General features: G+C 41.7%; 23 protein-coding genes, 1 rRNA gene and 1 riboswitch. Of the genes, 6 read left to right on the top strand and 18 right to left on the bottom strand.

Annotation, left to right across the window (positions count from 1 at the left end):
• The first annotated feature begins 3 nt into the window (after positions 1–3).
• From ISP07_RS10410 to serA, 3 genes are read left to right on the top strand one after another with little or no spacing between them, the layout of a single operon-like run.
• Positions 4–600: a 5-formyltetrahydrofolate cyclo-ligase gene (locus tag ISP07_RS10410; protein WP_209327590.1), complete on the top strand. Its 597-nt coding sequence runs from the start codon at positions 4–6 to the stop codon at positions 598–600.
• Positions 601–654: 54 nt separating this feature from the next.
• Positions 655–1,308 carry a ribose-5-phosphate isomerase RpiA gene (gene rpiA / locus ISP07_RS10405; protein ID WP_187490954.1) on the top strand — a complete coding sequence of 218 codons (654 nt, stop codon included), beginning with the start codon at positions 655–657 and terminating at the stop codon, positions 1,306–1,308.
• Positions 1,309–1,322: 14 nt separating this feature from the next.
• Positions 1,323–2,552 carry a phosphoglycerate dehydrogenase gene (gene serA, locus ISP07_RS10400; protein WP_054554254.1) on the top strand — a complete coding sequence of 410 codons (1,230 nt, stop codon included), beginning with the start codon at positions 1,323–1,325 and terminating at the stop codon, positions 2,550–2,552.
• A gap of 268 nt (positions 2,553–2,820) precedes the next feature.
• On the opposite strand, the gene ISP07_RS10395 is transcribed toward serA, so the two are convergent.
• Both ISP07_RS10395 and ISP07_RS10390 read right to left on the bottom strand, forming a co-directional pair.
• Positions 2,821–3,114, bottom strand: coding sequence for a HigA family addiction module antitoxin (locus ISP07_RS10395; protein WP_138618087.1), 294 nt, complete (start codon positions 3,112–3,114; stop codon positions 2,821–2,823).
• A complete protein-coding gene (locus tag ISP07_RS10390) occupies positions 3,114–3,392 on the bottom strand; it encodes a type II toxin-antitoxin system RelE/ParE family toxin (protein ID WP_209327589.1) in 279 nt (92 codons plus the stop codon). The genes ISP07_RS10395 and ISP07_RS10390 overlap by 1 nt, the downstream gene beginning before the upstream one ends.
• Positions 3,393–3,663: 271 nt before the next feature.
• On the opposite strand from ISP07_RS10390, the gene ISP07_RS10385 reads away from it, so the two are divergent.
• Positions 3,664–4,605, top strand: a complete 942-nt coding sequence (locus tag ISP07_RS10385; RefSeq protein ID WP_228290590.1) for a hypothetical protein — start codon at positions 3,664–3,666, stop codon at positions 4,603–4,605.
• A gap of 21 nt (positions 4,606–4,626) precedes the next feature.
• Here the strand turns inward: ISP07_RS10385 and ISP07_RS10380 are convergent, their stop codons facing one another.
• The 4 genes from ISP07_RS10380 to yaaA form a co-directional block, all read right to left on the bottom strand.
• Complete coding sequence (locus ISP07_RS10380; protein WP_209327588.1) at positions 4,627–4,914, bottom strand: type II toxin-antitoxin system RelE/ParE family toxin; 288 nt, start codon at positions 4,912–4,914, stop codon at positions 4,627–4,629.
• On the bottom strand, positions 4,901–5,158 hold the full coding sequence (locus ISP07_RS10375; protein ID WP_138601793.1) for a ribbon-helix-helix domain-containing protein: 258 nt from the start codon (positions 5,156–5,158) through the stop codon (positions 4,901–4,903). Before ISP07_RS10375 ends, ISP07_RS10380 begins: the two co-directional genes overlap by 14 nt.
• A gap of 161 nt (positions 5,159–5,319) precedes the next feature.
• Positions 5,320–6,255, bottom strand: coding sequence for a mechanosensitive ion channel family protein (locus tag ISP07_RS10370; protein ID WP_209327587.1), 936 nt, complete (start codon positions 6,253–6,255; stop codon positions 5,320–5,322).
• Between the two features lie 117 nt (positions 6,256–6,372).
• Positions 6,373–7,152: a peroxide stress protein YaaA gene (gene yaaA / locus ISP07_RS10365; RefSeq protein WP_062566697.1), complete on the bottom strand. Its 780-nt coding sequence runs from the start codon at positions 7,150–7,152 to the stop codon at positions 6,373–6,375.
• 222 nt (positions 7,153–7,374) lie between these two features.
• On the opposite strand from yaaA, the gene tal reads away from it, so the two are divergent.
• Both tal and ISP07_RS10355 read left to right on the top strand, forming a co-directional pair.
• Positions 7,375–8,325 (top strand): transaldolase, encoded by a 951-nt coding sequence (tal, locus tag ISP07_RS10360; RefSeq protein ID WP_054554248.1) that lies wholly within the window; start codon positions 7,375–7,377, stop codon positions 8,323–8,325.
• Positions 8,326–8,511: 186 nt separating this feature from the next.
• Entirely contained in the window at positions 8,512–8,700 is a 189-nt protein-coding gene (locus ISP07_RS10355; RefSeq protein ID WP_054554247.1) for a DUF3545 family protein, read from the top strand.
• Positions 8,701–8,727: 27 nt separating this feature from the next.
• Here ISP07_RS10355 and ung read toward each other — a convergent pair whose 3' ends face one another.
• The 12 genes from ung to rrf form a co-directional block, all read right to left on the bottom strand.
• Entirely contained in the window at positions 8,728–9,393 is a 666-nt protein-coding gene (gene ung, locus ISP07_RS10350; protein ID WP_209327586.1) for a uracil-DNA glycosylase, read from the bottom strand.
• The gene (locus ISP07_RS10345; RefSeq protein WP_209327585.1) at positions 9,390–10,247 is read right to left on the bottom strand and encodes a cobalamin-binding protein; all 858 of its coding nucleotides are present in this window, start codon (positions 10,245–10,247) and stop codon (positions 9,390–9,392) included. Before ISP07_RS10345 ends, ung begins: the two co-directional genes overlap by 4 nt.
• Before the next feature lies 1 nt (position 10,248).
• Complete coding sequence (cobO, locus tag ISP07_RS10340; RefSeq protein WP_135923708.1) at positions 10,249–10,848, bottom strand: cob(I)yrinic acid a,c-diamide adenosyltransferase; 600 nt, start codon at positions 10,846–10,848, stop codon at positions 10,249–10,251.
• Between the two features lie 9 nt (positions 10,849–10,857).
• On the bottom strand, positions 10,858–12,342 hold the full coding sequence (locus tag ISP07_RS10335; RefSeq protein WP_209327646.1) for a cobyric acid synthase: 1,485 nt from the start codon (positions 12,340–12,342) through the stop codon (positions 10,858–10,860).
• The gene (cobU, locus tag ISP07_RS10330; protein WP_138601803.1) at positions 12,342–12,869 is read right to left on the bottom strand and encodes a bifunctional adenosylcobinamide kinase/adenosylcobinamide-phosphate guanylyltransferase; all 528 of its coding nucleotides are present in this window, start codon (positions 12,867–12,869) and stop codon (positions 12,342–12,344) included. Before cobU ends, ISP07_RS10335 begins: the two co-directional genes overlap by 1 nt.
• On the bottom strand, positions 12,866–13,720 hold the full coding sequence (locus ISP07_RS10325) for an adenosylcobinamide-GDP ribazoletransferase (RefSeq protein ID WP_228290589.1): 855 nt from the start codon (positions 13,718–13,720) through the stop codon (positions 12,866–12,868). The genes cobU and ISP07_RS10325 overlap by 4 nt, the downstream gene beginning before the upstream one ends.
• Positions 13,674–14,735, bottom strand: a complete 1,062-nt coding sequence (gene cobT / locus ISP07_RS10320; protein WP_138601805.1) for a nicotinate-nucleotide--dimethylbenzimidazole phosphoribosyltransferase — start codon at positions 14,733–14,735, stop codon at positions 13,674–13,676. Before cobT ends, ISP07_RS10325 begins: the two co-directional genes overlap by 47 nt.
• Positions 14,736–14,738: 3 nt before the next feature.
• Complete coding sequence (locus tag ISP07_RS10315; RefSeq protein WP_228290588.1) at positions 14,739–15,728, bottom strand: FecCD family ABC transporter permease; 990 nt, start codon at positions 15,726–15,728, stop codon at positions 14,739–14,741.
• Entirely contained in the window at positions 15,721–16,551 is an 831-nt protein-coding gene (locus tag ISP07_RS10310; protein ID WP_209327583.1) for an ABC transporter ATP-binding protein, read from the bottom strand. Before ISP07_RS10310 ends, ISP07_RS10315 begins: the two co-directional genes overlap by 8 nt.
• Positions 16,552–16,631: 80 nt before the next feature.
• A riboswitch (cobalamin riboswitch) is annotated at positions 16,632–16,770 on the bottom strand.
• Between the two features lie 12 nt (positions 16,771–16,782).
• Complete coding sequence (locus ISP07_RS10305; RefSeq protein WP_209327582.1) at positions 16,783–17,400, bottom strand: histidine phosphatase family protein; 618 nt, start codon at positions 17,398–17,400, stop codon at positions 16,783–16,785.
• An 84-nt stretch (positions 17,401–17,484) separates the two neighbouring features.
• Positions 17,485–17,913: an FKBP-type peptidyl-prolyl cis-trans isomerase gene (locus ISP07_RS10300; protein ID WP_209327581.1), complete on the bottom strand. Its 429-nt coding sequence runs from the start codon at positions 17,911–17,913 to the stop codon at positions 17,485–17,487.
• 580 nt (positions 17,914–18,493) lie between these two features.
• A 5S ribosomal RNA gene (gene rrf / locus ISP07_RS10295) occupies positions 18,494–18,608 on the bottom strand.
• Positions 18,609–18,813: the final 205 nt, after the last annotated feature.

Here is an 18,813-nt window from a genome sequence, read left to right as displayed (position 1 = left end):
GACATGAGCAACACACGAGCAGAAATCAGACAATCTATTCGAAAAAAGCGCAATTCACTGACTGTTGAACAACAAAAAAATGCAGCTATTGCGCTAAAAGTGAATTTTACTCAACACTTAAAATCACTAAAAACACCTAAAAATGCCCATATCGGCATTTATTTTAGCAATGATGGAGAATTAGACACCTCATTGTTAATTAAAGAATTATGGAAGAAAGAGCAGCATTTATATCTGCCTATAATCCACCCTTTCAATGGCACAACATTATACTTTCAGAGGTATGAAGAAAATTCACCCATGACTGCAAACCGCTATGGTATCTTGGAGCCCAAGTTAAATTGCAGTCAAATATGTCCTTTAGATAAGCTTGATATTTTACTTATGCCATTAGTGGCATTTGATGATCAAGGTAACCGTTTAGGAATGGGCGGTGGGTTTTATGACAAAACGTTGGCTCGGTATTACCAAGAAAACTGGCAAAAACCGATTTTGATAGGCCTTGCCCATCAATGTCAGCATGTTTCAGCATTGCCAATTGAATCGTGGGATGTACCGTTAAAACACATTATAACCCCAGAGAAAATCTACCAATGGTAAGCAAACTGTTTGTATACTATAGGCCCTCTCTGACAGCTAACTGAGCACATAATTATGACGCAAGATGAATTAAAAAAAGCCGCTGCCTGGGCAGCCCTAGAGTTTGTAAATGAAAATACCATTGTTGGTGTAGGTACAGGCTCTACAGTGAATCACTTTATTGATGCACTTGATACAATAAAAGACACCATTACTGGTGCGGTTTCAAGCTCTGAGGCTTCTACTGAAAAGTTAAAAGCACTGGGTATTGAAGTATTCGAACTAAACGATGTATCAAGCCTTGATGTGTATGTTGATGGCGCAGACGAAATCAACCCACACAATGAGATGATCAAAGGCGGTGGTGCAGCCCTGACACGCGAGAAAATCGTTTCAGCGGTAGCAAAACAATTTGTTTGTATTGTTGATGAATCTAAAGAAGTTACAACATTAGGCGCATTTCCACTACCGGTTGAAGTGATTCCAATGGCACGCAGCTATGTAGCGCGTGAACTAGTAAAACTAGGCGGTGACCCCGTTTACCGTGAAGGTGTTGTAACAGATAACGGTAACGTCATTTTAGACGTGCACAATTTAGATATCAGCAACGCCAAAGAATTAGAACTAACAATCAACCAGATTGTTGGTGTAGTAACAAACGGCTTATTTGCCCATCGCGGTGCAGATAAAGTCATTATCGGCACCAAAAACGGGCCGCAAATAAAGTAAATAGGAATGAGGATATGAGTAAGGTATCGTTAGCAAAAGACAAAATTAAAATTCTCTTGCTGGAAGGCGTGCACCAAAGTGCTGTAGAAACGCTTAAGCGTAATGGCTACAGTAATATTGATTACGTAAAAACATCCTTACCTGAAGACGAGCTCATTGAGCGCATTAAAGATGTGCACTTTGTAGGCCTTCGTTCTCGCACTCATATTAATGAAGCGGTATTAGAAGCAGCTGAAAAGCTAGTCGCAATCGGCTGCTTCTGTATCGGTACTAACCAAGTTGACCTGCAAGGTGCTCGTGAGCGTGGTATTGCGGTATTTAACGCACCATTCTCAAACACCCGCTCTGTTGCAGAATTAGTGCTTGGTGAAATCTTATTATTACTTCGTGGTATTCCAGAACGTAATGCCCTAGCGCACCGCGGAGGTTGGTTAAAATCAGCCAACGGCTCATTTGAAGCACGTGGTAAAACCTTAGGTATTATTGGTTACGGCCACATTGGTACACAGCTAGGTATCATGGCTGAAAATATCGGCATGAACGTTGAGTTTTACGATATCGAAGACAAGCTAACACTGGGTAATGCAACGCAAGTTCATAACCTAACTCAGTTACTACAACGTGCTGACGTTATTAGCTTACACGTACCAGAAACACCACAAACGAAGAACCTAATTGGTATGGCAGAGCTTGAAGTAATGAAGCAAGGCGCCATCTTGATCAATGCTTCTCGCGGTACTGTTGTTGATATCGATGCGCTAGCAGAATCACTTCGTGATAAAAAGCTGAGCGGCGCAGCAATCGACGTGTTCCCTGTAGAACCAAAATCAAATGATGAAGAGTTCGTATCACCGCTACGCGAGTTCGATAACGTGATTTTGACTCCGCATATTGGTGGTTCAACACAAGAAGCACAAGAAAATATCGGTATTGAAGTAGCGGGCAAACTTGCTAAGTACTCAGATAATGGTTCAACCATTACGGCGGTTAACTTCCCTGAAGTATCACTGCCTGAACTTGCAAACCGCAGCCGCTTATTACACGTACACCACAACCGCCCAGGTGTTCTAACGCAAATTAACCAAGCGTTTGCACAGCACGGCATTAATATCGCAGCCCAGTACTTACAAACTGATGAATCAATTGGTTACGTAGTAATTGATGTAGATACAGACCAATCAGAAGTAGCTCTTAAAGAGCTAAGTGCTGTTGAAGGGACTATCAGAGCACGTATCCTTCACTAATCATTGGTATACCGAATAAATAAAAAAGCGCAACCAGTTAAACTGCTTGCGCTTTTTTTGTAGGACAAAACTTTAAGGTAGGTTGGTTTGAGCGCAGCGAAACCCAACACGGGAACCCAGCTTTAAACCGTAAATTTCAAGCTCTAAGCCATAAATAGCTTACTGTAGGCGTGAAATTTATTTTGCGCGATGGCTTATTTCTTATAAATAACACACAAGAAATTTCAGGTGAACAGCCAAAGTAGCAGCAAGCTTGTGATTATTCTCATTACGCTACTGCAAAACTAATAGGGTGTACCTTGGTTAGGTTAACATTTTGTTTAGCTTGCCAAAGATCGTAATTATCTTGCATCGATAGCCAACTTTCAGGGCTTCTACCCAAAGCCTTAGATAATCTTAATGCCATTTCAGGAGTAATTGAGCTCTGCCCCTTAAGGACTCTGTTAAGAGTTGAAGGTGAGACATCCAATTGTTTCGCGACAAATCTACAGCTGTAACCGAAAGGCTCCATATATACATCGGAAATAAATTCACCCGGATGCGGTGGATTATGCATAGTCATTAGTGATAATCCTCGTAGTTTAATATGTAGGCGTTACCATCTTTAAATTCAAATGTTACTCGCCAATTACCATTTACAGTTATTGACCAAACACCATCACGATTGCCTTTTAATGGATGCAACTTAAACCCAGGTAAATCGATATCTTCAATAATCGAAGCGGTATCTATAGCGGCTAGTTGCAATCTCAAACGACGCTCGTGTTTGGCTTGAATCCCTACTTTGCTTCCAGTCTCGAAGAACTTTTTCAAGCCTTTATGTTTGAATGTCTTGATCATTGCTAAAGTGTAGCGTGCTGCGCAACAGGTGTCTACTTTAATTATAATCCCCTCGCTTAGGGAATAACCGTAGACTAAAATTTGAAGCGGAGCAAAAACCAACACGGGACCCCAGCTTTAAACCGGAAATTTTAAGCTCTAAGTCAAAAATGGCTCACCGAAGGCGTGAAATTTATTTCGCGCGAATTTACACTCCCAAAGTCCTTTGTTTTATTTCTCAGATATCGACATAATGCACCACTATGCTCAAATCACCATTGGAAGGTTTATTTTGAAAAAACTGATATATGCTTTACTACTTATTACACCTCTGTTTTGCACATCCACTGAACTACCAAGTGAATTTGAAAATAATTTAATCTACTTAACTCCAAAGCTCAGTGATGGCACAACCGTGAAATTTTTCACCGATACTGGTGGTGGTTGGAATGCTATTTCAAAAGAACTCAGTGAAAAATATCAAAGGAAGATTGAAAATAGAGAAACGGAAGACGGTGTCATTAAAGTTACTGATATGCCGCAATTTGATAAAAGTGCTTGGATACCCATCGCAGGGCTGAACAATTGGTGGGCAGGTCAATTACAAGTAGTGCCAAGAAGAGAAATAAGTTCATCTAATGAGTTGGATGGCACCTTAGGCGGCAGATGGCATGCTGAAAAAATCATCGATTTTAACTACCTAGATAAAAGCATCACTATTTTATCTAAACTACCTGAAACTGATAACTTTTCTGAAGTACCTTTAGGTTTCCAAAAGAATGAATTAGGTAATTATACGTTAGGTTTTCCGAGCATTAATATATCGGTAGATGGTGTAACGATTCCAATGTTATTCGATACTGGCGCTTCTGCTTGGCCTTCAAATGAAGCTCTTGAGCAACTTAATTTATCCGGTGAAAAAGTCGCAACCTCTTTTATCACTGCGTCCATATTTGACAATTGGGTGAGATCTCACCCTGAATGGACGGTGATAGAAAAAGCATGTTTGTTATCTAAACAATCAATGATCAGAGTGCCAGAGCTAAAAATAGCAAATAAAGTGGTGGGCCCTGTTTGGTTTACTCGAAGAGAAGATAATAATTTTCATCAATTTATGTCTTCTATGATGGATAAACAAATTGATGGTGCGCTAGGGGGTTCTGCGCTTAAATACTTGAGAGTTATAGTCGACTACCCTAATGAACGAGCTTGGGTTAAAAATGATTTGAAATGAAGGTTAAAAGGCCATGCTCGTTCAAAGATTAGCTTGAATGTCTTGCCTACCTAATACTCTCATAATTTCTATATTGCCACCTTGAATGCGATAATAAATGCTATCAACACCACAAACAGCTCGCCGATAACCCTGCCTAATTTCATCGACTGCAGGTGCTAAATAAGGTTGCTTTGCCAATTGCTCAAAACGATCAAAAAACTTACAAAAATAAGCATCAGCCTGATTTTCACCATATTGCTCTAAACCACGAAACCAAATTCGCTTCAAATCAGCTTCGGCTTGAATATTAAGTTTATAACTTCCCATCCTTACTCGCTTCTTCCTTGAAACTAGCTAACATTTGATTTGGTGATTTATCTGAGAGTCCACTTTTCTCTGCTTCAATCAATTTCATACGAATAGCTTCAATTTCAGAAGCTCGCATTTGCTCTTTTCTAATCAAATCTCGAAGTAACTCACTGTCACTCGCATAATTTCCAGAAGCGAGCTGTGCTTGCATCCATTTTTCTTGTTGGGCAGTCACAGTGATACTTTTTTTTACCATCGTCATAATTTACTCATCTTAAACAGATCAAATCCAGATATAATCCTACTTTGTACTACTACAATCAAGCTTAGCTTATTGGTGCTAGTAATCAACTATACCTTTAACTTAATCCCCCACCTCAAACACACTTCCCTGTGTAAATCTCGCCGATGAGTCAGTAAATTTTACTCATCGGTTTGCTGTGCCTCAGCGCCTTTATCTTGCTGTTTTTCGCTTATCATGGCATTTAATTTCTCGCCGCCTTTGATGCCAAAATCTAACGTGCGGATTGGGAATGGGATGGTCATGTCAGCTTCGCTTAGAGCGTTTCTAACAGCCACAACAGCCTTGTGGCGAACGGTCATAAAATCCGCTTCGCCGGGGTATTTAATCCAAAACCAAACTAGTAAGTTAACGCTGCTATCACCAAAGCTTTCGGCGTAAACGGCGGTTTCTTCTTGTTTAATCACAAAATCAAACTCATTGATTTTTTTAACAATCACCTCAGCGGCTTGCTCGGGGTCATCGGCATACGAAATACCTACTGGTACCTCGATACGACGCACACCTAAGGTACTGTAGTTACTGAGTATATTTCTAAATAGAATCTTGTTAGGCACTAAGATAAGTTGCCCATAAAAGTTCTCAATGAGAGTGTTTCTAAGGTTAATCGCCTTAACGGTACCAAACACGCTTTCGGTGCGGATTACATCCCCTGTTTTGAATGGTTTGCGAATACCCATGGCAATACCCGCTATAAGGTTCTCTGTCATGTCCTGAAAGGCAAAACCAATAGCGAGGCCTACGATACCCGCACCAGCTAGTAATGAGGTGACCGTGCCTCTGAGGCCCAAGAAATCAAGGGCTACAAATAAGCCTACACATAATACGATGACTTTTACTATCGATGACATTAAGTCTGCTATTTGTGAAGACTCTAACGAACGGCGTAATAGCTTTCTAAGCATTGAACCAACGATACGTGCCAGCAGTGAAAACACGATAGTAATGATTACTGCAACAATAAAGTTAGGGATATGGCTTATGATGATATCAACCCAGCCACCGAGCTTTTCTTCTATAAGTTTTTCGGCTTCACCGACGGTTGGTATTTTTAACATGCGACTACCTGATACATTAAGAAACATAACTGCTGTTTTGCAAAATAAGCGCCAGTTTCATACAAGCACAAAAAAGCCGTGCTTAGCACGGCTGTTTTAATTCATTTTACTAAAAGTTTAGTTCTGCTCTTCCCGTAAGAAAACAGGCTCTAATTCTTTTGCTGTAGCATCGCTGCTAAAGTAATAACCTGCAACGGTGAAATCTTTTAAATCACTTAATTGGGTGATTTTATTTTCAATGATGTAACGTGCCATCATGCCGCGGGCTTTTTTCGCATAAAAGCTGATCACTTTATATTGGCCGTTTTTACAGTCTTTAAAATGTGGGGTGATGATTTGTGCATTTAATGCTTTTTTATCAACCGCTTTAAAATACTCATTCGAAGCAAGGTTTACCAAGTATTTGCTATCTTGCTCAGCAAGCACTGTATTTAGCTTTTCGGCGATAACACTGCCCCAAAACTCATATAAGTTTTTACCGCGTGGGTTTTCTAACTTAGTACCCATTTCAAGGCGGTAAGCTTGCATTAAATCTAATGGTTTAAGCACACCATAAAGACCAGACAAAATACGTAAGTGCGACTGTGCGTAATCAAGATCAGCATCGCTTAGAGTTTGCGCATCTAAGCCACCGTATACATCACCATTAAAGGCTAGCACGGCTTGTTTTGCATTGTCTTGCGTAAATGGCTGTGACCACTCGGCGAAACGTGCCGCATTCAAACCAGCTAGTTTATCGCTGATTTTCATTAGGCTACCAATTTGCGCTGGTGTTAAATCACGGCAAACTGACATTAACTCTTCGCTGTGCTCGAGTAATTCAGGTTGAGTGAATTTATCGGTCGTGGCTGGTGTTTCGTAATCTAAATTTTTTGCAGGTGAAATAACAGTGATCATACTTAGCTATTGACTTGTAATTTGTTTGATGTCAATTTCAACATTAATTGAATCAAAATGCACGTTTTGTTTCGTCCTGCCTTTATCCGCTGTTCTTTTCATACATAATGTTCTAGTTTTCTGTATTAAGGACATTTGACCTATTAAACACTGTCATAGTGTTGCAGCATAAAGGCCGCTATAATGGATTTTCTTTTAACTTGCTTGGAATGAGGAAAGCAAATGACTTCAGCACTACAAAGGCTTAAACAGCATTCATCTATTGTTGCAGATACAGGTGATATCGAAGCTATCAAAAAGCACCAACCAGAAGATGCAACAACAAACCCATCTCTACTTTTAAAAGCCAGTGAAATTGAAGCGTATAAGCCTTATTTAGATAAAGCGTGGCAATATGCCAAAGAAACCGAGCAAGATGCAGCTAAACAACTTGAGTTAGCATGTGATTACTTTGCTGTATTAATTGGTAAAGAAATTAGCGAAATAGTACCTGGTTATATCTCTACAGAAGTAGACGCACGTTTATCATTTGATACCCAAGCGACTATCGACAAAGCACATACGTTACTGAGCCTTTACGAAAAAGAAGGCGTTAGCAAAGATAAAATCCTAATCAAAGTTGCATCAACTTGGGAAGGCATCAAAGCTGCAGAACAGCTTGAAAAAGAAGGCACTAAGTGTAACTTAACGCTGTTATTCTCTGAAGCACAAGCTCGCGCATGTGCCGATGCGAATGTATTTTTAATTTCACCATTCGTTGGCCGTATCTTAGACTGGCACGTTGCTAACGGCATGGAAAAACCAACAGATCCGCTAAACGATCCAGGTGTGCAATCTGTACGTAGCATTTACGAATTTTACAAACGCCACGATTATAAAACGGTTGTTATGGGCGCAAGCTTCCGTAACACAGGCGAGATCATCGCACTTACTGGCTGTGATAAGTTAACGATTAGCCCTGCTCTTTTAGAAGAGTTAGGCCAATTAACGGATGCACAAGAGTACCTACTAGAGAGCGACTTTACTGTTGAAGAAAAACCAGCACCACTAACTGAAGGCCAGTTCCGCTGGTTACATAACCAAGATGCTATGGCAACAGAAAAACTTGCTGAGGGTATTCGTTCTTTTGCTCAAGCACAGCTTGAATTAGAAGCACGCTTTAAAGCAATGTAATTTAAATTACAGTATTTTTTAAAACGCCACCGCTAGGTGGCGTTTTTGTTTCTAAAAAACCACCTTCTTTGATCTATTCATCTATCAATCACAGTTCTGTAACAGTATTGTCACTTTTTTATTCTATTTTTGAGCAGCCTGTGGTATAGGTATTTCCGAGGTTCAAAAAATCAATAGGAGAAGTTCATGGATAGCCTAGACGATATTTTAGAAATATTAGAAGGTCCTAGTACAACAAAAAAGACCTCTACAAAAAATAAAAAGAGAAAATGGCGCGAAATCGAAGCGTTGAAAGACAAGCATAGACTTCGCAAAGAACTACAGGAGTTAGACTATTTCACAGACAGCGTTGAGCTTGATGAATTAGACTTTTAATTAAAGGCCCGCAAGGGCCTTTTGCATTTACGACAACGACCAATTTACTGGTGCTTTATTTTGATCAGTAAGCAGCTGGTTTGTCTTTGAAAAATGCTGACAACCAAAAAAGCCACGATGTGCAGAAAGCGGTGATGGATGCGGGCCTTGGATCACATGATGACGCGAGGTATCAATGTGTTTACCTTTTTTCTGAGCATGTGCGCCCCATAACACAAACACCACACCGTCACAGTGATGGTTGATAAGCGCAATTACTGCATCAGTAAATTTTTCCCAGCCAAGATGCTTATGAGAATGAGCTTGCCCTTGCTCAACCGTTAATACCGTGTTGAGTAAGAACACGCCTTGTTCGGCCCAGCTTTGCAAATAGCCATGATGAGGTATCTCAAAACCTTCTATATCAGTAGCCAACTCTTTGTACATATTTTTCAAAGACGGTGGTAACTTTTTAACTTCAGGCAGTACCGAAAAGCACAAACCATGCGCTTGCCCTTCTCCGTGGTAAGGATCTTGCCCTAGAATAACCACCTTAACTTCATTCAAAGGGGTAGCATCAAAAGCGGAGAATACCTGTTCATCTTTGGGATAAACTGTAACGCCTGCTGCGCGTCTATCGGCCACATATTGCAGGGTTTCTTGCATGTAGGGCTTAGCAAGCTCAGTATCTAGAAATGTTTGCCAATCAATCATTTTGAAGCCTGTATTTGCTGACGAGAAACGTCTATTTTACCACACATGTCGGTCAAACCATCAAGCATACGGATTGTAAAACGGTGTAATAAGTCTGCGTTTACACTAATAAACTGGTTATGTTGCACTGCTGGCAATTCAGGCCATTGTCGCCAATCAATTTTAGGCTGAGGCTTTTTCGATTTTTCATCTGGAATAATCACGACCTCTGGATTGGCAACCAATACATTTTCAATACTAATGCGCGGGTAGTCTGTATCACTATTAGCAAACACATTATCCGCATGACAAATAGTTAATAGCTGATTGATCCAAGTATTTCCGCCAACTGTCATCATTGGCTCAGGCCATAATTGATAAAACACCGACACTTTCGGTTTGCCTTCTTGCGCTCTGCGAATAGCATTGAGTTTAGTTTCAAACTGTTTGGCTACTTTATTTGCCTTGGTTTGCAAATGCGTAAGCCTGCCTAGTTTACGTAGTTCATCTGCCACATTATCAACCTGATTTGGATTGCTGTACGCTACCGGAATACCTAACTTTTCAATGTAAGCGAGATCTTCAGCTTTGTTACCCGTTTTCCAAGCCAGAACTAGGTCTGGTTTTAACGACAACAGTTTTTCCATGTTAATCCCGTAATAGCCACCTACCCGTTCGATATCATTCGCTTGCTGAGGAAAGTCTGCATAGTCAACAGTACCCACAATGCGCTCTCCAGCACCAATCGCAAACAGGTTTTCAACGATATGTGGGGCTAAGGCAACAATACGTTGAGGCTCTTTTATTTCATTAGCCTGAGCCAATGTTGGTAAATAAAATAAAACACTTACGAGTGCAAACTTAATGGTTCTCATGTTAATAATCGAACCCTTTTTGTGCTTTTATTCCTGCATCAAAAGCGTGTTTTACGTTTCTGACTTCACTGACTGTATCAGCTAAGTCGGTTAGTTTACGGTGCGCACCACGACCTGTAATAATCACTGATTGCATAGCAGGGCGAGAGCTAACGGCTTCTAGCACTTCGTCTAAATCAATATAGCCGTAGGTGATCATATAGGTTATTTCGTCTAGCATAACGAGGTTAATCGACTCATCTTTCAGCATTCTTTTTGCTTCTTGCCATGTCACTTGCGCAGCAGCAGTATCTGACTCTTTATTTTGTGTTTCCCAAGTAAAACCGGTGTTCATAATAACAAATTCAACCCCTGCTTTTTCGAGTAGATTACGTTCACCGCACTCCCAAGTGCCTTTAATAAACTGACACACAGCGGCTTTCATTCCGTGACCTACCGCACGTGCAACAGTACCAAACCCAGAAGTCGATTTCCCCTTACCGTTGCCAGTTATAACCTGAAAAATACCTTGCTCTTTTTGTGCAGCAGCAATCCGTTCGTCGACTTTTTCTTTTACTTTTTGCTGGCGTTGTTGGTGCTTATCTTGATTCTGTTCGCTCATTGTTGTTCCTTATATCTCTAAATTGAAGTTCTCATAAATATTGATGATTTGTTCAATATCGAGATTCTCTGCTACTACACTAGCTAAACGGCTTAACTGCTGTTCACGGTTTAAGTTAATATCAATTGGCTTAATTTGGCTATATGGTGCAAGCCAAGTTATTAGCTCAGATACGCCCTCAGGGGTATCGAACAAGCCATGTAAGTAAGTACCTGCTACTTGGTTATCATCACTAATAAAACCATCTACTTTGAATCCACTTGGGTGATCATTAAAGCTCAAAAATGGCTTTTCAAGTGCCGGCCCTTGACTAATCCCGGCGTGAATTTCATAACCAGATATTGCTTTATCGCTATTGTTTAAATGAAGAGTACCAGAGACTTGGCTTAGTACTTTTTGTTGCCCTAATTGCGTTTCAAAGTCAGCAAGCCCAAGCCCTGCTGCGCTGCCTAAATTAGATTCCACAGCATGTGGATCAGTAAGGTAGTTGCCTAGCATCTGCAGCCCACCACATACTCCCAGCACTTTACCGCCATAGCGTAGATGACGTGTTATTTGTTTATGCCAGCCTTCATTTTTTAAAAACGCTAAATCACCGAGTACATTTTTACTGCCCGGAATAATAATCAGATCAACACTTGGAATAGCTTGGGTATGACGTACATACTGTAAATCAATTTCTGGTTGTAATCGCAGTGCATCGAAGTCTGTGTGATTACTAATATGAGGAAGTAGCAACACGGCTATGCGTAATTGCGGTTTATCTACCTGATTAGTTATAGCAACGGAATCTTCTGCATCGAGTGCTAAGTCATGTAAATAAGGTAACACCCCAAGCACTGGCTTATTGGTGTATTGCTCTAACCAATCAAGGCCTCCTTGCAATAACGCAATATCACCACGAAAACGGTTAATCACAAAGCCTTTAACGCGCGCTTGCTCCGACTCAGACAACAAGGCTAACGTTCCGACTAAATGAGCAAACACGCCGCCTTTATCGATATCGGCAATGATGATCACCGGGCAATCAACCGCCTCAGCGTAACCCATATTGGCAATGTCGTTTTCGCGCAGGTTAATTTCTGCGGGGCTCCCTGCACCTTCAACAACCAGTAATTCAAAACGTTCACTTAAACGCTGCTGCGAAGTAAGAACTGCATCCATCGCCACTTTTTTGTAGTCGTGATAACTGCCCGCTTCCATATTCGACAGCGCTTTGCCATGGACGATTACCTGCGCTCCGGTATCGCTATTAGGTTTTAATAAGATAGGGTTAAAATCGACTTCTGCGGGGACTTTTGCCGCTACCGCTTGCAAAGCTTGTGCGCGACCTATTTCGCCACCATCTTCGGTTACGGCGCTATTTAACGCCATATTTTGTGGCTTAAAAGGCGCAACCTTAATGCCTCGATTAGCAAAGATCCGGCAAAGTGCTGCTACAAGAGTACTTTTACCTGCATCTGAGGTCGTGCCTTGCACCATTAATGTTTTCATCATTGTTCTCTTTTTAAGGTTTGCGCAAGACCTGCAATCACAAACTCAACACGTGCAACTTGCTGTGCTAAGGCTTGATGCAACCAACCTGAATGATCAACAAACTGACGGCTTAATTCACCGAGCGGCACAATACCATGACCCACTTCATTACTGACAAAAATCACCTCACCTGGCAATTGCGATAGCACATCGAGTAAGGCCGCTTTTTGCTCAAGCCAAAATGCTTCACCCTGCAGGCATAGGCAATTACTCAACCACAGCGTTAAACAGTCCACTAAAATACAGTTTTCAGCATGGCTATATTGTTGTAGTGCTTTAGCCAAATACAAAGGCTCTTCAACAAGCTGCCAATGCTTAGCACGCTCTGCTTGATGCCTATTAATTCTGGCTGTCATTTCTTCATCACCCGCATTGGCTGTGGCAATATAGATAAGCGGCTTGTTTGAATCTGTTGCCAGCTGCTCAGCAAAACGGCTTTTACCGCTGCGAGCACCGCCTAAAATTAAAGTATGTTGTTGGCTCATAATAAACTCACCAAGCAAAGGTAAGTAACAAGCTCAGATACTTGCTGGGCTGCCCCTAAGCAATCGCCGGTGTAGCCAGATAACTGTTTTTCAAACCAGCGCTTTAATAGTAAGCGAGTAACACAAAGCACACTGATGAGTATTAATAATTGCCCTAAAGAAAAGCCAAAAAACAACCATGCAATTGCTAACACCGCACCGCCAGTTGCTAGCAGTATTTGATAACTCTGCGTGCTTAAATGCATCGCAATGGGTTTTACTTTAGATGTGGCGTCCTGACTTACATAGTCCATGTCTGCAATTAAACTTGTTGCTACAACCCGACTTAAGCTTTGCCCTAAAACAAGTGCAATAATCACAGTACTGGTTACTTCACTAAGTGCGACGAGTGTTTGGTACTTAATTAATAAGGCCATCACAAGCGCCGCAGCACCATAGGTACCTAAGCGACTATCTTTCATAATGCTCAGCTTATCTGCTACTTGCCAACCACCACCAAAGCCATCCCAGACATCTGCAAGGCCATCTTCATGGAATGCCCCTGTGATTATCAAGCTAAACGCCATAACTAACGCGACTGCAATGGCTGCAGGGAATAACCAACTTAGCAGTAAAAAGATCAGCGCTAAAAGTACACCTAATATTACACCGACCAATGCAAAATAGCGGCTGGCCTGATTGAGTGCCTGACTCGATACTGCAAAGTTTAATTTAACGGGTATCCGCGTTAAAAAACTAAGCGCCAGTAAAAATAGTTGAAGCTGACTTGGGGTAGAGTCAGAAGTGTGTTGTTCAGCGCTCATATCAGACAACTTGCTCAACATTGGCATCGGCAAAACTTGCCATGTCATTATAAAACGCCAAAGATGCTTGCAGTAAAGGTAAAGCAAGCGCAGCCCCGGTGCCCTCTCCTAAACGTAAATCAAGCTGCAATAAAGGTGCTGCATGCAAGGCATTGAGCATTGCTTTGTGCCCTTGCTCATCAGAGGCATGAGCAAATAACATATAATCGCGAGCGTTTGCATTAATGCGAGTTGCAACAAGCGCTGCTGCAGTGCAAATAAAGCCATCCACGATCACCGCTATACTAAGCTCGGCAGCAGCTAAAATGGCACCGGTGATCTGTACAATTTCAAAACCGCCTAATGCCGCAAGCGTCATTAATGGGTCGTCAAAATGAGCTTGGTGTAATTGAAGGGCTTGCTCAACAACTTTAATTTTTTTAGCTATAACCTCGTCGCTCACACCTGTGCCTTTACCAACACATTGGCTGGCAGGTAACGACAACAAGGCAGCCATTAATGCCGCAGCACTTGTGGTATTGCCAATACCCATCTCACCAAAGGCGATGGTATTACAACCTTGCTCATAGAGTGAATGAACTCGCTGTTTGGCTAATTCAAACCCTTTTTCAACCTGGCTAAGTGACATGGCCATTTCAGTATTCAGTGGTGCAGTGATTTCACCTAAACGCTGGTTATGCACACTTTTATCGTGTGAAGTACTGAGTGTTCCGGCGTCAACAACTTCTAGCTGCCAGCCAAGCTGACGGCAAAACACGTTGATCGCTGCGCCTCCTGCTGCAAAGTTTGCCACCATTTGTGATGTAACGCTGCTAGGAGCAATTGACACACCTTGGCTTGCCACACCATGATCGCCCGCAAATACAATTAGAGAAGGGTTTGAAATAACCGGTTTAAAGGCAACTAGCGCCTGCTCACTATCAAGCTGCTTTGAAAAAATAAGGGTTAATTGTTTGGCACAACTTTCAAGCTGACCCAAAGCGCCTAGCGGCTTTGTTTTAAGGTCTATTTTTTGTTGAATACCAGCTGAAAATTGCTGATTAATAGGCATGATATTAAACATTCGCTACCTGCTCTGTTTGCGAAAATAAAGTAAGAATAAAAAGAACACGCTACCAATAGCGGCAGTGATCACACCTACAGGTAGTTCTTGGTTATTCAATAGGGTTCGGCATAACACATCTACCCACACCATAAAAATACCTCCGACCAAGGAGGTCATAACTAAGTTATGGCTGCTGCCTTGCGGTGAAAAGTAGCGCACAATATGTGGGATCATCAGGCCGACAAAACCAATGCCTCCACACATAGCAACAAGCACCGCTGTGATCAATGAACTTAGCAGTAGCATCATGATCCGAAAGCGTTGCACATGAATCCCCAAAGTCGCAGCACTTTCATCACCAAGCAGCATTGCATTAAGCTGACGACGAAATGCAATCATCAGCGTCATGCAGGCAATAATAACGGTAAATGGCAGCCAAAGAGTGTCCCACTGTGCACGAGAAAAACTGCCCATCGTCCAAAACAAAATGGCGGTTATAGCTTGAGGATCGCTAAAATAAAGCAGCAGACTAGTCAGAGCGCTAAATAAGAAAGATAAAGCAACACCAGCGAGTAACATGGCTTCAACTTGGCCAACATGGCGACGCCCTGCAATAGCAATAAGCAACAGCATAGAAAGTAAGCTTCCGGCAAATGCTGCAACTGACATACTAAAGCCAAAACTCACACCGGTTAGGGCTATAAAGCACACCACACCGAATGAAGCCCCAGAAGAAATACCAAACAAATAAGGGTCAGCAAGCGGGTTTCGGGTTACGGTCTGTAAAATTAATCCTGCAAGAGCCAGCCCAGAACCTGCTAAAAATGCCAGCATTGTTCTGGGCATACGTAACTGCCAAATAATACGCTGCACAAATTCATCGCTACCTTGGCTAAACAAACCATTAAAAACATCACTCAGTGACGTATTTGCAGCACCAAAGCTCAATGCTAAAAAACAACTAATAAGCCCTACGACAACACAGATACTTAAACGCATTGCATCAGTCATGTTGATGCTCCTGTGTCTGATAGCCATAAAAATAAGTGATGTGCGGAATAAACTTATCAGTGCTTGATTGAGGGTGAGCAGATACCGCTGCGCAGACGCCAAATACATCGCTCAACAACTGCTCAGTAAGCACCGCTTTTGGTTGCCCCTGACAAACCAAACGCCCTTCATCAATCACCAATAATTCATCACATAAACTCGCTGCGAGATTTAAATCATGGAAAGAAGCAAGCACTGTCACATCGAGGGACTTTGCTAACTCCATTATTTGAATTTGGTATTTAACATCGAGGTGGCTGGTAGGCTCATCCATGATGAGCAACTTAGGTTGTTGTACGATTGAGCGCGCAATGAGCGCTCTTTGCTTTTCGCCACCAGAGAGCGAATCAAATGCTTGTTCACTGTGATGAGATAAACCAACCTGCTCAATCGCTTGAAAAATACGCTGCTTATCATTGGCAGACGTGCCGCTGAAAAGTCGCTTATGAGGTGTTAAGCCTAAACTCACCACATCGAACAGAGACAAATTAAACTGCGATGGAGACTCTTGTAAAACCACAGCAACCTGCTTTGCAAATTCATCAGCACTGATTTGCCAGATATCTTGACCGCTTAGCAAAACAACCCCTTGCTGAGGTTTCAAGTAACGATAAAGACAACGTAGCAGACTTGATTTACCAGCCCCATTAGGGCCAAGTAGACCGATAAACTGCCCTGCTTTTAACTCAAGGTTAATTGATTCAAGTATGGTTTTATTCGCAGTACCCCAACTTAAATCAGACACTGATATTAATGGTGCAGCGCTATGGCTATTTTGTTGCAAGCTTATTCTCTCTTGACGAGCAATCGCAACGCACAAGAAAGCACTGGTAAGTACCAGGAAATGACTTGAGTTGACCCGCTCGATGATTAATTGTTAGTGCTAAGTATCTGGCTGACCATTACTTCGATGGATTACAGTTGCGGGAACAGCTGGAGAATCTCACTCCATTCCATAGCATATGAGTATTATGGCGGGCTAAGTAAATAATTCAATGAATATCGCTCTAGATGGCTAAAAAACAATTTTAGGCCAAGCTTGTCCTTGTTCATCTATATATACATCAAGTGTAATAAGCCCTGCATAAGGAAGATGAAAAACATTTAAATGCGTGGCAGATTGTTTTGGCATCTGACAAACAATAGCGAGAATTTGTTTGATCACTCCAGCATGACTAATTACCAATGACTGTTCATGCTTAGATTCACATAGTGATTGTAAAAATGTTTGCCACCATGCCTCTACCCGGGCGTAAAAGTCTGCCATAGATTCACCATTTGGTACTTTTACTTGCCATGGGTGCTGCCAAAAATCACCAATATGAGGCTTACTTGTTTGCTGCCAAAGCTGTTGGTAATCTTGGCCATCCCAATCACCAAAATTAAACTCTTTCAGCGCGTTATAATACTGTACATGCAGTGAGTGCTGATTTGCTAAATAATCAGCGTGGACTGAGCAACGCTTTAGTGGTGAGCTATATATGGCATTTAAATTTATGAGCTCAGCAGAGGCTTGGCGCATTTGCTTATGACCAAGCTCTGATAAATCGACATCGATTTGCCCAGAAAGAATTCCAGGCGTAGCTATTTCGCCATGGCGAAGAAAGTAAACTCGTGAAGTAAATGCGTCCATAATGTTCCTCAGTAAACCATTAATGAACGTTAACGCGTTTTAAATACTCTGTCGACTTATGCTAAGGCTGTTATGCTCAGAGAGTTAAGCTAAACGCATTAAACGAACATCAAAATGCAGCACTGCATTTGCGCCAATTTTGCCACCGTTACCTTTTTTACCCCAAGCAAGCTCTGGAGGGATCACAAATTCATAACGAGAGCCAATATTCATTAATAGCAAACCTTCTCTTAACCCCTCTATAGCTTCGGATAAAGCAAAAACCTCAGGCATACCCGCTCTATAACTGTCGGCAATCACATTGCCATCAGCAAGCATAATACGTTGATTTATAACCACTGTATCGAACTCTGTTACACGCTCTCCTTCAACATCATCAATCACTTTATACATTAAACCCGACGGACATAGATGTGTATCTGGATGCGATGAGAACTTAGCAATAAATGCTTCACTATTTTTACGATTTAAACCTGAAGAACCTTTTGACTTGGTCGTTTTCTTACGAGACACAGCAAACCTTAATTGTATTACAAATATAAAACACTTTATTGCATAACAAGGTAGGGGAAGCAAGTTTGCGAGAGTAAAGTTGTAAGTTAGAAAGGGGAAAGATACGAGTTAGAAAGAGTAAAGTTTGAGGATCTGGCGTAGGTTGGGTAGATCGCAGCGAAACCCAACACAGAGCTATCAGCTTTCAGCCGTCAGCTATCAGCCGCGCGGTGTGGGTATTTGGGGCAGAGTCTCTTTAAGTAATAAAATCTTGTAGGAGGCACTTCAGTGCCGAAATAATAAAACAAAAATATTCATTGCTGAAGCCATTCTTACGCCAGACTTGACCTTGAAATTTAAACTTTACCCTTGCTAACTTACAACTCGCTAACTCATGTTGGGTTTCGCTTCGCTCTTCCCAACCTACCTGGAGAATGAATAGGGTGAATGCTGAGGGAGTCTCGGTACTAAACAACCACACAGTTCAACTGACATCTAACCTCTGATATCTCTGTGTTTCAGCTGACGTCTGACGGCTGAAAGCTGATAGCTAAAACGAAAAAAGCCCGACTCTTTCGAATCGGGCTTTCTTTAATTTGGAGCCTGGCGATGTCCTACTTTCACATGGCAAATGCCACACTATCATCGGCGCTGTTTCGTTTCACTACTGAGTTCGGCATGGGGTCAGGTGGGTCCAAAACGCTATTGTCACCAAGAAAATTCTTTTCAATTTTCTTATTATTTTTAATTTAAAGTCTTGCGACTGAATTTGGAGCCTGGATATGACCAAGTGCCCACAGCGGTAGAGAGACACATAGCAGCTGCTATGATAAACCTAACACTTTAATTTGGAGCCTGGCGATGTCCTACTTTCACATGGCAAATGCCACACTATCATCGGCGCTGTTTCGTTTCACTACT

It is taken from the genome of Pseudoalteromonas sp. PA2MD11 (assembly GCF_017808125.1).
Classification (GTDB): Bacteria; Pseudomonadota; Gammaproteobacteria; order Enterobacterales; family Alteromonadaceae; genus Pseudoalteromonas; species Pseudoalteromonas simplex.
This window is presented reverse-complemented; position numbering and strand designations above follow the sequence as displayed.